We start from the raw sequence: 13,701 nt of genomic DNA, 5'->3' as shown, positions 1-13,701 counted from the left end.
GCAACCGTCCAAGATCTGGGTGCCTTGGGCGCCCAACCCTGCGCGACCAGCGGGAGCGCAGGGCCGAGTCGCTGCCTGACGTCGCCGGCGACTCAGCTCGACAGCGGCACCGAGGATGGCCCCGTGGAAGCGTCGAGGGGGTGGCGCGGGCTGGCCGCGTACCCTCGCGGGGTGGGTGGGGACGACGGCCTGGAGTGGCGGGAGCGGCAGCGCCGCGCGGTGCGGGCGCACGCGGCGGCCGACGCCCGGCAGCGCGCCGCCGAGCAGGCGGAGGCCGCGGAGCTGGTGGCCCGCTTCGCGGCCGAGGCGCTGCGGCGTGGGCTGCGCACCGAGCGGCTGACGGCGGCCGGCTACGACGGGCGCGGCCGGTACCGCACGCGGATCACCGGCTGGTACGTGGACCGGGCGCACAGCCGGGCGGTGGACACCGAGGGCCGTTTCTACCTGCTCGCGGTGCCGCCGAGCCTGCGGTCGCGGCTGTTCGGGGCCGACCCGGAGCCCGCGCCGCCGCCGCTGGTGGTGGGGCGGGGCGGCCGGGACGGCGAGTCGGTACCGCTGGCGACGCTGCTCAGCCTGCGTCTCGAGGCGGGCGACGACTGGCGCTGACCCGGGCCGCCCGGTCGGCCCGCTGCCGCGGCACGCTGCGCGTGGACCGCCGCTCCACCCGTCGCCACCAGAAGAGCTGCACGACCAGGGTGAGCAGGCCGGCCAGCACGATGGCGGCCAGGTTGATCACGAGCTGGAGGGCGGACCCCGCCGCCTCGTGCCAGACGCCGTAGGCCGCGGCGACCGCCACGTTCGCTGCCGCCGGCACGGTGGTGACCGAGATCAGCACGCCGACCAGCGAGCCGGACTTCTTCGAGGTCAGCGAGAGCATGCCGGCGATCCCGGCGAGCACGCCGACCACCCAGGACAGCGCGTCCGGGCGCCAGATGAAGTCGGTGAGCGGCCGGTCGGCCAGCAGCATGTCCCGGCTGACCAGCCCGGCGGCGGTGAGTGCCCAGGTGCTGAGGACGGTGACCAGCATGGCGGCGAGGAAGCCGACCACGAGGGCCTGCACCGAGCGGCCGATGACGTGCGGCTGCCGGCGCAGGAGCGCCACGCAGAGCGCGGCGAGCGGCCCGAACTCCGGGCCGACCACCATGGCGCCGACGATCAGGATGGGCTGGTCGAGGAGCACGCCGATGCCGGCGATCATGGTGGCGACGGTGATCAGCGCCAGGAAGGTGCCGGTGAGCACGGTCTGCTCCCCGGTCTTCGCGGCGATCTCGTCCCAGACCACGGCGTCCTCGCCGTGCCCAGGGGCGTCCTCCGCGGCCTTGTCCGCCGCCGCGGACAGGGTCAGCTCGACGTCGTCGGCGGCGATCGCCCCGTGCGCTTCGACGCCCAGGTCCTGGAGCTTGCGCAGCACGCCGTCGGCGCTCTCCCGCACCACGTCACAGGTGACGTAGTCCCCGGCCGGCTGGCGGGCGGCCCCGGCCAGCACCACGAGGTGCGTGACGCCGGGATCGGCGGACAGCAGGTCGACGACCGCGGGCGAGCGGTCGGCCGGTGCGATGATCCGCAGGTGCAGCACGCTCTCCTCCATCGTCTGCCGGGGCGGCCGCGAGCACTCTACTGGGGGCGGTAGCCCGCGGGACGGATCCCGCCCGGACGACGACTCGACGGCGCGGTACGAGTGCGGTCACCCGTGTCCTCTCCGTGCCCTGAACGGTTGATCTGGCGGGATCACCGCCCACCCGTCCTGTTTGCGTAGTTCCTACCTGCAGGGCACGCGAATCCCTTTCTCCGTTCGGCGATTGCGCGGGAGGTAGGAAGTGCCACTTCCTGAACGGTTGGCAACCGAGGGCCCGCTTCGTCCGGATACCGGGTCGGATCGCCCGGACACGAAGTCCTTGGTGTACCTCTCCGCGCCCGACGTGGGCCCGCTCGAGGAGTCGTACCTGATCGCCGCCCTGCGCTCCGGCTGGGTGGCGCCCACGGGCCCTGACCTGGAGGCATTCGAGTCCGAGGTCTCGGCCCGGGTCGGCACGCGCGGCGCGGTAGCGGTGAGCTCGGGTACGGCGGCGCTGCACCTGGCCCTGCTCGGAGTCGGCGTCGGACCTGGCGACGTGGTCGTCGTGCCGACGCTGACGTTCGTCGCGACCGCGAACGCCGTCCGGTACACCGGGGCGCGGCCGGTCTTCGTCGACTGTGACGTGCGTACCGGAAATGTCGACGTCCCGCTGCTCGCGGAGCTGCTGCGTCAGCTACGCCGCCGGGGCGAGCGGGTCGGCGCGGTGGTTCCGGTGGACATGTTCGGCACCTGCGTGGACTACACGGCTCTCCTGCCCATCTGCGCCGAGGCGGAGGTGCCGGTGGTGGAGGACGCCGCAGAGGCGCTCGGTGCGATGCACCAGGGCCGGGCGGCGGGCTCGTTCGGACAGGCCGGCGCGCTCTCGTTCAACGGCAACAAGATCATGACCACCTCCGGGGGCGGCATGCTCGTCTCCGACGACGTGTCGCTGCTGGCCCGCGCACGACACCTGGCCACGCAGGCGCGCGAGGCCACGCCGCACTACGAGCACCTGGAGACCGGCTACAACTACCGGCTCAGCAACCTGCTCGCCGCCCTGGGCCGGGCGCAGCTGGTCCGACTGAGCGGGATGATCGGCCGGCGCCGCCAGCTGCGGGACCGGTACGCGAAGCTTTTCGCCCCGGTGCCCGGGGTCGAGCTGCTCGGCAGCGAGGACGAGCAGTCGAACTGCTGGCTGACCGTGATCCGGGTTCACCCCGGCCGGGCCGGTTGGCGTGCCGCCGACCTGGCCGCGCACCTCCGCAACCAGGAGATCGAGACGCGACCGGTGTGGAAACCGATGCACCGGCAGCCGGCGTACGCCGGCTCGGAGAGCCTTCTCACCGGTGCCGCCGACGAGCTCTTCGCCGAAGGGCTGACGCTGCCCAGCAGCAGCGCCCTCACGGAGCGGCAGATCACCACGGTGCTGGGTGCGATCGACGAGTTCCTGGCCACCCGGGCCCCAGCGTTGTCCGCGTGACGCGGCCACTGATCGCTGGGAGGCAAAATTCTCGATAATCCTCAAAACGGCCATCAGGCACGAATCTGCCTGTAACAAGGACAACGAGGTCGAGTCTCCTTCGGCCATCGGGCGGAAGCGGCAGCACACGCGACAGGGGAGCCACCACATGGCGCAGGACACAGTGAGCACGGATCGCAAGGAGCAGCGGACGCGTCGGGTGAGAGCCCGGCTCCGTACCGTGGGTTTCCTCGCCACCGACACCACCGCCTGGGTCGGCGGCTACATCGCAGCCGTCTGGAGCAGGTACGAGTTCGCTCTTCCTCCCGGCCTGCTCAGCCGGGCGGCGATCATCGGAGGCGGAGCCGCGGTCGTGCACGTGGCGGTGGCCTCACTGCGTCGGCTCTACTCCGGACGTCATCCGTTGGGCAGCCTGCAGGAGGTGCAGGGAGTCGCCGGCAGCACGATCACGACGGTCGCGATCGTGCTGCTCAGCCTGCTGCCCTTCGCCGACCGACCGGTGCCGGCGAGCACTCCGTTGGTCGGCGGTGCCCTGGCCCTCCTGTTCATGCTCGGTGCGCGGTTCGCCTACCGGCACCGACACGATCTCGCGATGCGTCCGGACGTCCGGTCCTCCACGCCCGTGCTGCTGTTCGGCCTCGGGGACGCCGGCCAGGGACTGTTGCGGGCCATGCTGAGCGATCCCCGCGGCCGTTACCTGCCGGTCGGAGCGCTGGACGACGACCCGGACAAGCACGATCTGCGGATCGGCGGCGTTCGGGTGCTCGGGGGCCGCCTTGACATCGCCGCGGCCGTCCAGCGCACCGGCGCCACCACCGTCATCTGCTCGGTGGCAAACGCTCCCTCCGGCCTGATTCGCGAGATCCGGGAAGCCACTCTCCAGACCGGCGCGGCGTTCAAGGTGCTACCGCCTGTGCGGGACCTGGTCGACCACCGGATCACCGTGACCGCAGTCCGGGACGTGCAGATCAGCGACCTGCTGGGTCGCCGCCAGGTCACCGGCGACCTACCGATCAGCGCCACCGGGCTGACCGGGCGACGAATCCTGGTGACCGGCGCCGGCGGTTCCATCGGCTCCGAGCTCTGCCGGCAGGTGATGAAGGCGGACCCCGGCGAGCTGATGATGCTGGACCGCGACGAATCCGCGCTGCACAGTCTCCAGATGTCGCTCTCCGGACGCGCGCTGCTCGACGGGCCGGAGTTGATTCTCGCGGACCTGCGTGACGACGAGGCCATCCGGCGGATCATCCGGGAGCGTCGCCCCGAGGTCATCTTCCATGCGGCGGCTCTGAAGCACCTGACCCTGCTCGAGCGGCATCCCGGTGAGGCCGTCAAGACCAACGTCTGGGGCACCCTGTCCGTGCTGGACGCCTGCCAGGACGTGGGAATGTTCGTCAACATCTCCACCGACAAGGCCGCCGACCCGATCAGCGTGCTCGGCTACTCGAAACGGATCACCGAGCGACTGACCGCGCACGCCGCCTCCCGGTTTCCCGGCACCTTCCTCAGCGTCCGCTTCGGCAACGTACTGAGCAGTCGCGGCTCGGTGGTGACGGCGTTCCAACGGCAGATCGAGGCCGGGGCGCCGCTCACCGTCACGCACCCGGACGTGACCCGCTACCTGATGACCGTTCAGGAAGCGGTGCACCTGGTCCTCCAGGCCGCCGCGATCGGGCGGAACGGGGAAGCTCTCGTGCTCGACATGGGAGAGCCGGTGCGGATCGTCGAGCTGGCCCGCCAGATGGCCGAGCAGGCGTCCAGCTCGGTCCCGATCGTCTATACGGGCCTGCGCCCGGGCGAGAAGCTGCACGAGGATCTGCTCGGCACCGGCGAAGTGGACAGCCGGCCGTTCCACCCCCTCGTCTCCCACGTCGCCGTGCCGGCACTGGACCCGATGGAGGTGAGCGGACTCGACCCGTACGCCGAGCCCGCCGAGATTGTCGAACAGCTCGCGCTGCTCGCTGCCCAGCCGGTCGAGTCCGTGGGTACCGAGCCGGTCAGCGTGCATCTGTCGTCGTTGACCGCTGAGCGCTGAACCGGGTCCGGGACGAGCCGGTCGGCAGACGAGCGACGCAGGGGGCGGCACCGGCCAGGTGCTGCCCCCTGCTGTTGTCGATGGCACCGGTACCCGCCCGTCGCAAGACGGCCGATGGTGAAGCGGGGCCAGAGACCCGCGGTCAGTCTCAGGCGAGGAAAGACTTCAGGGCAGCGGCGGACGCGGCGCCGTCGTGCCACCTCCGCACAAAGCCGGGGCCGGCCGCCGCTCGCTCGGAGAACGTCTCCGGGTCGTCCAGGATCCCGTTCATCACTGCGGCGAAGCGCTCCGGCGAGGCGTCCACGATGGGCGGCTCCTCGGGCATGAGTGCGCGCGTCGCCGGACCGAGGAAGCCGATGACGAGCCGTCCGGCAGCGAGTCCCTCGACCGCCGCGACCCCGTACGAGCCGGTGCGAATCTGGTCCACGACAATGTCCGCCTGCCCTACCAGCTCCGGCATCGCGTCGTGCGACACGTGCTCCGGTGCCAGGTAGCGAATTCGTCCGAGCGCCGCCAGATTACGGAGAACCGGGTCGATCACATCGGTGCCCTTGATCGGCGGCTTGCTGTAGCTGGGGCGATGCAGGACCGTGGGCGTTCCGCCCCCGAGCGCCGGGTGCGCCGCCTGCCACCGCTCGACATCCACCGACAGCGGCAGCCAGGTGGCCTCGGGGACGTCCAGAAGCAGGTCCGGGGTGCTGACGAAGAGCGGGAGCGCGAGTGCGACCGCGATCGATCGGTTCCGGCGTGAACGGCGGCGCAGCTTGTCGACCCACTCGTTCGGCGCCGAAGCGTAGTACGAGAAACCGAACCGAGCCATGTGCGCGTCCGGGTCGCGGATGTCGCTGCCGTGCGCGATGAGGGCCATCCGGATGCCCTGCCGCGACGCCCGGGCAAGGTCGGCCGCGATACCGGCCCGGTGCAGCGGGATGAAGCCGTCGACCGCGAGGTGGGTTGCGCCGTGCAGGATCCGGTTGAGACGCACCGCGCGGCCCCACGGCGTCATCAGCCGGGGATGGGGAATGCGATGGTGCGCTGAGAACTGGAACCCTCTCCCGCGCAGTGGCACCGGTTTGAGAGCGAACGAGACGGCCGGTAGCTCCAGGTGCCGCTCGACCGCCCGTGCCCACTGGTATGCCTGCTCGGCGAAGTTCGCCGGCCCGATTGCCAGCCTTCGGTCGGCTGGTTCCCGCCGATGACCCATGCTCTCCCCTGAGGTGTCCGAGCTTGCGCAGGAAGCAGTCATCGCGCCGTTCCTGCCCCGGAGCCGTGTGTCGCGAGTTCCGCCGGCGGCGCGGCGTGATACTCGGCCGGGGGCGCGGCCCGGACCAGCGCATGCCGGTAGAGCCATACCGCCGTCCAGCCGAACAGCAGCAGCGTGAGCGCCGCGGTGAGCACGCCGAACCACCTGATCGGCAGGCTGCCCTTGGTGGCCAGCAATGCGGGGTACGCTCCGCCGATCACCAGCAGGTATCCGCGAACCGTCCGCAGCCAACCGCGCAGGCTCGAACCGGCGAGGCGCAGCGACCACCTGACGTAGTACAGACAGATCAGGCAACCGGACAGCGAGTAGGCGATGAACCCCGTCATCGCCCGCCCGTCGATCAGCCCGACCGAGAGCGATCCCAGCCGCAGCGAGGCCTCGATGATCGAGAGGACGAGCAGTCGGCGCAGCTGGTTCTTGACGGTCATGAGTGTGCTGAGCGGTGACGAGATGAAGGCCAGGGCCAGCCAGGGCGCAAGCACGGCCGATATCTCGCCCGCCGCACGCCACTCGGGGCCGAAGACGAGGCCGAACAGCTCCGGGCCGGCCAGCACGACCAGGCCGAAGATGGGGGCGGACACCATCGCCAGCCCGGTGACCGCCCGGTGTATCGAGGATGTCAGGAGCGCTCCCCTGCGCTCCAGCTCGGCGACTTTCGGGAAGAAGGCCGTGCTGACGGCCTGTCCGATGATCGTGGCGGGCAACGCGAGCACCCGCGCGGAGAAGGTGAACAGGCCGGAGCTGGCCACTCCGTAGAAGAGTGCGACAGCAGGCGCGACCGCGCCGACTGTCGCCGTGTTCAGGACGCTGGGTACCAGCAGGAACAGGGAGAGACGGCGCCACTTCGCCGCCGCCAGGCGGCCTTGTGCCCACGACGTTCCACGGAGGCCGGAGCGGCGCGTGAGGGACACCGCGTTCCAGACGGTGCCGACGACGAATCCCGCAGACAACCCGAGTGAGCCCAGTGGGCTGGCCGCGAGCTGGCCCACGCTCTGCACGACGGACGCGGTCACCCGGGAGAGGCTGACCGCCCGGAAGTTCTCCCGGCGGCTCTGGAGCATCCGCACCGTAGCGAGCGCGCCCAGCGCTGCCACCGCGAAGGGAACCAGCCAGATGGAGCTGCCGGCTCCGAGGGCTGACCAGGTGTGGCCGGTCACCGCGCGATGGGCCACCAGCACCACCAGCAGCCCCAGCGAGACCACCACGGCGAAGAACAAGGCGCTGGCCGCGACGGCCCTGGCCTCCCGCTCGTCCTCGGCGAGCGGTACCGCCATCTCCAGCCGCAGCGTGGCGAGCGCGGCGAGGATCGTCGCGAACGAGAGCGCCACTGCGAACTCGCCGAACTCGTGCGGTGTGTAGAGCCTTGCCAGCAGCACCGAGGCTCCGACGAGGGTCGCCTGGGACACGACGGTGCCGACCGCCAGAAACGAGATGTGTCGAAAGAAGGGAGCCGCACGCCGTCGGCGGAGAGAGGGCGGGGCCACGTCTAGTAGCCCGCCACCCGGGCATCCGCGAACGGCCTTCGGGGATCGGGCGGGCCGCCACCCGTCCGGATCCGGTGGCGGCCGCGGCCGTTCACGGCCTCCGCGCGCGTCCGCTCCGCGTCGATCCACTGCCGCGGCAGCAGCCACGCCTGCGCCGCCAGTTGGCCGAGCAGCAGCCACCACCAGGGCGACAACAGGATGGAACTCGCGACCAGGTTGCTCGCCACGACCGCGCTCAGCCCCAGCACGGCCACCATGCGGAAGTCGAGCAGGTCGGCGCGGGTGGCGGCCGGGTGCCGGGCGATCGCCGCGCGCGCCACCGCGAAGATCACGGCGACCAGCGGCAGCAGCAGCGGAAGGCCATATTCCGCCGCGATCTCGACGATGCCGTTGTGCGCGTTCGTCAATCCGTACAGTTCGAGCCCGCCCCAGTAACTGGCGTTGCTCGCGAACGCTCCGGCGCCGTGGCCGAGCATCCACGAATCGAGGAACATCCGCCAGCCGAGCATGGTCAGGTTCAGCCTCGCCTGGTCCGAGGCGCTGATGCCGTCACCGGGCGTGAACTGCGATTGCAGGTCCGTCAGGGCCTGCTGCCCCAGCGCTGCCAGGGGCAGGAACGACAGGCCGGCGACCACACCGAAGGCAAGGAGCATGAGTGGCAGGGCGATCTGACGCCGTCTGAGCATCGCCGATCGGATCAACCAGTAGACGAGCAGCGGCGCCGCGACGACGGCACCGACGATGCCGGTCCGGCTCTGCGTGGCCGCGATGAGCACCCACCACCCCGCGACCAGCGCGATGTGGAGATACCGCGACCAGGCGGCTCTCGCGACGATGGCGTTCCAGATCAGGAATGGCAGGCAGGCGAGGAGGAAACCCGCGTAGTTGTTGGGGTTGTAGAAGGTGCTGGCGACGACGTGGATGCTGGACTGCACCACCGCCTGATTGGTGTCGAGGTGCCGGCCCGTGTCCAACTCCCACAGGGCTACGGCGCCGGTCACCACGAACGCCAGCGTCCAGCCCATCCTGAGGATGTGCAGACCGTTCGACGTGGCGGCGGCCAGTCCGAGCACACACAGGCCACTGACGAGCGCCGCGGAGGCGAGTGAGATCCGGTTCACGCCGAAGCTGACATCGGGGGCCCAGACCAGGGTGAGGGGCGCCCACAGCACCCACAGCAGTACCAGGATCAGGAAGGCCGTCGGCACGGCCCGACGCGAAGCGCCGGACCTGAGGAGGCCGGCCAGCGCCGGCAGGACGGTGAGAGCGCACAGCAGCACGTAGAAGTTCGGAAAGATCGCGGGAGACAGGTCGGCGGTCGCGTAGCGCCCCAACGCTGCCAGCGCCGGGAACATCAGGAGCGCGACCGGCGTGAGCAAGCCACGTGCCGGCGTGTGGCCTTCCAGGGCCCCGAGGCCCATGGGGCCCGGCACCGGTGAGAGCGGCGCGAAGTGCCCGGTGGGACCGGGGCGACCACCGGCCGCGTCGAAGCGCCACTGACCGTGCGAAGTCCCGGAGAAACGAACCCCTCGCACGACATCTCCCTCCGCCGGTCAGATCTGGTGTCCACCGTCGCCCGGCACCGCCTCGCCCGTCCTGACGACGGCAGTGCGGCCACTCGTACAGCAATGAGCGTGGGCACACCTTCGGGTGCCCACGCATCCACCGCTTATGGCAAGGCCATTCGACTCAACGACCGGAAGCCCGCGAGGTTACCTCCCGCACAAACGGGCGTTATTCGTGGGAGGAGTCCTCGGCAGCACCAGTAACGGCGGACCGTCGGGCCGACCGCGACCGGACGACAGAACGGAAGAGAAAGTCATTTCTCCTCGCCAAACGTGAACCAGATCCCGGCCACACGATCGCTCGGTAGAAATTGACTGTCCGCAAAAGGGTGCGGCACGTAGTGGTTCGGCAAGCCGAAGGGAAGCGGATTCTGTCCGCGCAGGAAAGGAAGACCGTTGGCCGCAACAGCTCGCACTCGTCGCGTGCTCGTGTTCAACCAGTACGCGAAGCCACTCTCCGAGCCCGGGGGGACCCGGCACATCGAGTTGTTCGGTCGCCTCGATGGTTGGGATTATCTGATAGTGACGGGTGATCGCGACTATTACTCGCGCCAACGGGTCGAGGCCGATCAAAAGCACTTCAAGCGCGTACGCGTGTCGGATTACGAGGGCAACAACCACCGGCGTGTGCTGAACTGGCTCACCTACTGCCTGGGGGCTCTCGCCACGGCTTTCCGCCCAGGCCAGGTCGATGTGGTCTACGCATCCTCCCCCCACATCCTGACACCGGTCGCCGGTTGGCTCGCAGCCCGGATGCGGCGGGCTCGATTCGTGCTGGAGATCCGGGACCTGTGGCCCGATTCCATGGTGGACCTCGGTCACCTCCGGCCCGGATCGCTGACCCATCGAGCACTCAAGGCTCTGGAGGTGTGGCTCTACCGCCGCGCCGACCGGATTGTGATCGTGGCTGCCGGATGGCACGAGTACCTTGCTGCGCTGGGCATCGAACGCGCCAAGGTCGAGTGGGTGAGCAACGGTGCGGAGCCTGCGGACTTCGACCTACGTCCCGACGACTGCCGCCCGCTGCGCGACCGACTCCCCGTACACGGAAAGCTGTTCGTGTATACCGGCGCACACGGCCCCGCCAACGGATTGGACGCACTCCTCGACGCGGCCGCCGAACTCCCCGACCACACCTTCGCACTCATCGGCGACGGAATCGAGAAACCCCGACTTGTCGAACGGGCCACCGGCGAGGGCCTGACCAACGTTCATTTTCTCGACATGATTCCGAAGCGTGAATTGGCCGGCATCATCGGAGCCGCCGACGTCGGCATCCACGTGCTCGCGGACGCTGCCGTGTTCAGGCACGGCGCCAGCCCGAACAAACTGTACGACTACCTGGCCGCCGGCCTGCCGGTGGTCACCAACTGTCCGGGCGACCCCCACGACATCGTCTACGAGACCGGGGCCGGGATGGCGGTCGATTCTTCGGACCTGGTCGCCGGGATCAGGAAGATCACCGAACTCGACAGCAGCTCATTGCGCGAGATGGGCCGACGCGGCCGGCGGTACATCCAAGAGAACAGATCGAGGACCGTGATGGCCGGACGGCTCCAACGCGTACTCGATTCGGTGCTGCCCGCCCGACAGTGAACGCGTCGGTGGCGACCTCGTTCGAGACGTGCGACCTGTGAGCCCCGGCAGGCAGGCCGGCGGCACTCCCCTGCCCGTACGCCCCGCCGACCGCCCCGGGATGTGGTGAGCTGTACGGGTGGCGGGGCTGGGTCTGGTGCTGCACCCCACCCGGGACGTCTCCGAGGTGGTCGGGATCATCGAGCGGTGGGCGTCGCGCCACCGCAAGACGCTGCTGGTCCGGGCCGAGGACGAGCACCGGGTGCCGTCCTGCGTCGAGCCGGTCCCCGCCGACGAGCTGGCCGTGCGCGCCGACGCCCTCATCAGCATCGGCGGTGACGGCACGATGCTGGGCGCGCTGCGCCTGGCGGTACGCGACCCGAAGCCGGTGCTCGGCGTGCACCTGGGCCGGCTCGGCTTCCTGGTCGAGGTCGAGCCGCCGGACCTGCCGGAGGCGCTGAGCCGGCTGGCGTCGAAGGACTTCACCGTCGAGTCGCACGCCTGTCTCGCCTGCGACGTGTGCGGCGACGACGTGGTGGCGTTCAACGACATCGCGCTGGTGCGCCAGCCCGGCTCCGGGTTCGTCACCGCCACCCTGGCCGTCGACGGCCAGCGGTACGGCTACTACCGCTGCGACGCGCTGGTGGTCAGCACGCCGACCGGCTCGACCGCGTACAGCTACGCGGCGGGCGGGCCGCTGATCTCGCCGGCGGCGGACGCCGTCGTGGTGACCCCGTCGTCGCCGATGGCGGGCATCTCCCGGTCGGTGGTGCTCGCCCCGTCGGAGAGCATCCGGCTGGACCTCCGGCCGCAGACGGCGGCGGTGGCCGTCGAGATGGACGGGCTGGTGATCAAGGAGGCGGCGACCGAGGGCGCGGTGGAGATCCGCTACCGGCGGGACGCCGGCCGGGTGGTCCGCTTCGACCCGCAGCGCTACCAGGAGCGCAACCAGTTGAAGCTGAGCCTGCTCGACCTGCCCTTCCTGCCCGACCAGCTCCGCGAGCTGCTGCCCGAGGAGCTGCGGCGGGAGCGTGACCAGCGGGAGCTGGAACCGCCCTGCTGACCGGCGGGGTCAGGCCTTGCTCAGCACCTCCGAGACCAGCGCCCGCGCCTCCTCCTGGATCCGGGTGAGGTGCTCCGGGCCCTGGAACGACTCGGCGTAGATCTTGTAGACGTCCTCCGTGCCGGACGGCCGGGCCGCGAACCAGCCGGACGCCGTGCTGACCTTGAGCCCGCCGATCGGCGCGCCGTTGCCGGGCGCCGTGGTCAGGGTCGCGGTGATCGGCTCGCCGGCCAGTTCGGTCGCGGTGACCTGCTCGGGCGACAGTTTGGCCAGCACCGCCTTCTCCTCACGGCTGGCCGGGGCGTCGATCCGGGCGTACGCGGGCGCGCCGAAGCGCTCGGCCAGCTCGGCCCAGTGCTCGCTCGGCGTCCGCCCGGTGGTGGCGACGATCTCGGAGGCGAGCAGGCAGAGCAGGATGCCGTCCTTGTCGGTGGTCCAGGTGCCGCCGTCGCGGCGCAGGAAGGAGGCGCCGGCGCTCTCCTCGCCGCCGAAGCCGACCGCCCCGTCGAGCAGGCCGGGCACGAACCACTTGAAGCCGACCGGCACCTCGAGCAACGGCCGGCCCAGGTCGGCGGCGACCCGGTCGATCATCGAGGAGGAGACCAGGGTCTTGCCAACGGCCGCCGCCGGCCCCCACTGCTCCCGGGTACGGAAGAGGTGGCGGATGGCCACGGCCAGGTAGTGGTTGGGGTTCATGAGGCCGCCGTCGGGCGTGACGATGCCGTGCCGGTCGGCGTCGGCGTCGTTGCCCGTCGAGATCTGGAACCGGTCGCGGGCGGCGATCAGCGAGGCCATGGCGTTCGGCGAGGAGCAGTCCATCCGGATCTTGCCGTCCCCGTCGAGGGTCATGAACCGCCAGGTCGGGTCGACCGTCGGGTTGATCACCGTGAGGTCGAGGCGGTGCCGGTCGGCGATCTCGCCCCAGTACGCCACGCTCGCCCCGCCCATCGGGTCGGCGCCGATGCGCACCCCGGCGTCCCGGATCGCGTCGATGTCCAGCGCGGCGGGCAGGTCGTCGACGTAGCGGGCCAGGAAGTCGTACTCCCCCGTGGTGTCGGCGGCGCGCGCCCGCGCGTACGGGATGCGCTTCACCTCCTTGAGCCCGGCGGCGAGGATGCTGTTCGCGCGGTCCTGGATCCACTTCGTGACGTCGCTGTCGGCGGGCCCGCCGTGGGTGGGGTTGTACTTGAAGCCGCCGTCGTCCGGCGGGTTGTGCGACGGGGTGATCACGATGCCGTCGGCGAGCCCGGCGGTGCGCCCCCGGTTGTGGGTGAGGACGGCGTGCGACAGCGCCGGGGTGGGGGTGTAGCCGTCGCGGCTGTCCACCAGGACGGTGACGTCGTTGGCGGCGAGCACCTCCAGCGCGCTGGCCTCGGCCGGCGCGGAGAGCGCGTGGGTGTCCCGGGCCAGGAAGAGCGGCCCGTCGAGGCCCTGCTCCCGGCGGTAGTCGCAGAGCGCCTGGGTGACGGCGAGGATGTGGTCCTCGTTGAAGGCGTTGCGCAGGCTCGACCCGCGGTGCCCGGACGTGCCGAAGGAGACCTGCTGCGCCGGGTCGCCCGGGTCCGGGTGCCCGGCGTAGTAGGCGGTGACCAGCCGGGGCACGTCGACGAGGTCGGCGGGCTCGGCGGGCTGGCCGGCACGGGGGTGGGCCACGGTGGGAACCTCCTGAGCTGGTGCGGG

Annotated in this window: 10 protein-coding genes; 5 read left to right on the top strand and 5 right to left on the bottom strand. The window is 70.8% G+C overall.

Going from position 1 to position 13,701, the window contains the following annotated elements; genetic code table 11:
• The first annotated feature begins 171 nt into the window (after positions 1-171).
• Complete coding sequence (locus tag GCE86_RS04080; RefSeq protein ID WP_154225673.1) at positions 172-606, top strand: hypothetical protein; 435 nt, start codon at positions 172-174, stop codon at positions 604-606.
• Here the strand turns inward: GCE86_RS04080 and GCE86_RS04075 are convergent.
• Positions 569-1,576 carry a DUF389 domain-containing protein gene (locus GCE86_RS04075; protein WP_154225672.1) on the bottom strand — a complete coding sequence of 336 codons (1,008 nt, stop codon included), beginning with the start codon at positions 1,574-1,576 and terminating at the stop codon, positions 569-571. The two genes, GCE86_RS04080 and GCE86_RS04075, sit on opposite strands and share 38 nt — an antisense overlap.
• A gap of 322 nt (positions 1,577-1,898) precedes the next feature.
• On the opposite strand from GCE86_RS04075, the gene GCE86_RS04070 reads away from it, so the two are divergent.
• The gene (locus GCE86_RS04070) at positions 1,899-3,035 is read left to right on the top strand and encodes a DegT/DnrJ/EryC1/StrS family aminotransferase (protein ID WP_244317175.1); all 1,137 of its coding nucleotides are present in this window, start codon (positions 1,899-1,901) and stop codon (positions 3,033-3,035) included.
• A gap of 148 nt (positions 3,036-3,183) precedes the next feature.
• A complete protein-coding gene (locus GCE86_RS04065; protein WP_154230323.1) occupies positions 3,184-5,070 on the top strand; it encodes a nucleoside-diphosphate sugar epimerase/dehydratase in 1,887 nt (628 codons plus the stop codon).
• 148 nt (positions 5,071-5,218) lie between these two features.
• Here the strand turns inward: GCE86_RS04065 and GCE86_RS04060 are convergent, their stop codons facing one another.
• From GCE86_RS04060 to GCE86_RS04050, 3 genes are all read right to left on the bottom strand, one after another.
• A complete protein-coding gene (locus tag GCE86_RS04060) occupies positions 5,219-6,274 on the bottom strand; it encodes a glycosyltransferase (RefSeq protein WP_154225670.1) in 1,056 nt (351 codons plus the stop codon).
• Positions 6,275-6,312: 38 nt separating this feature from the next.
• The gene (locus GCE86_RS04055; RefSeq protein ID WP_163636933.1) at positions 6,313-7,710 is read right to left on the bottom strand and encodes an oligosaccharide flippase family protein; all 1,398 of its coding nucleotides are present in this window, start codon (positions 7,708-7,710) and stop codon (positions 6,313-6,315) included.
• A gap of 110 nt (positions 7,711-7,820) precedes the next feature.
• Positions 7,821-9,353: an O-antigen ligase family protein gene (locus GCE86_RS04050; protein WP_154225668.1), complete on the bottom strand. Its 1,533-nt coding sequence runs from the start codon at positions 9,351-9,353 to the stop codon at positions 7,821-7,823.
• Between the two features lie 453 nt (positions 9,354-9,806).
• Here GCE86_RS04050 and GCE86_RS04045 point away from each other — a divergent pair, with 453 nt between their 5' ends.
• A complete protein-coding gene (locus tag GCE86_RS04045) occupies positions 9,807-10,979 on the top strand; it encodes a glycosyltransferase family 4 protein (protein WP_163636935.1) in 1,173 nt (390 codons plus the stop codon).
• Between the two features lie 118 nt (positions 10,980-11,097).
• Positions 11,098-12,021 carry an NAD(+)/NADH kinase gene (locus tag GCE86_RS04040; protein WP_154225666.1) on the top strand — a complete coding sequence of 308 codons (924 nt, stop codon included), beginning with the start codon at positions 11,098-11,100 and terminating at the stop codon, positions 12,019-12,021.
• Positions 12,022-12,030: 9 nt separating this feature from the next.
• On the opposite strand, the gene pgm is transcribed toward GCE86_RS04040, so the two are convergent.
• Positions 12,031-13,674, bottom strand: a complete 1,644-nt coding sequence (gene pgm, locus GCE86_RS04035; RefSeq protein ID WP_154225665.1) for a phosphoglucomutase (alpha-D-glucose-1,6-bisphosphate-dependent) — start codon at positions 13,672-13,674, stop codon at positions 12,031-12,033.
• Positions 13,675-13,701: the final 27 nt, after the last annotated feature.

The organism is Micromonospora terminaliae (assembly GCF_009671205.1).
GTDB lineage: Bacteria > Actinomycetota > Actinomycetes > Mycobacteriales > Micromonosporaceae > Micromonospora > Micromonospora terminaliae.
Note: the sequence above shows the minus strand (reverse complement) of the source record. Positions and strands in the feature narration are given on the sequence as shown.

Bases quoted from the DNA above. Each gene is read 5' to 3' on its own strand.
- GCE86_RS04065 (WP_154230323.1), top strand. From the start codon at position 3,184: ATGGCGCAGGACACAGTGAGCACGGATCGCAAGGAGCAGCGGACGCGT.
- GCE86_RS04060 (WP_154225670.1), bottom strand. From the start codon at position 6,274: ATGGGTCATCGGCGGGAACCAGCCGACCGAAGGCTGGCAATCGGGCCG.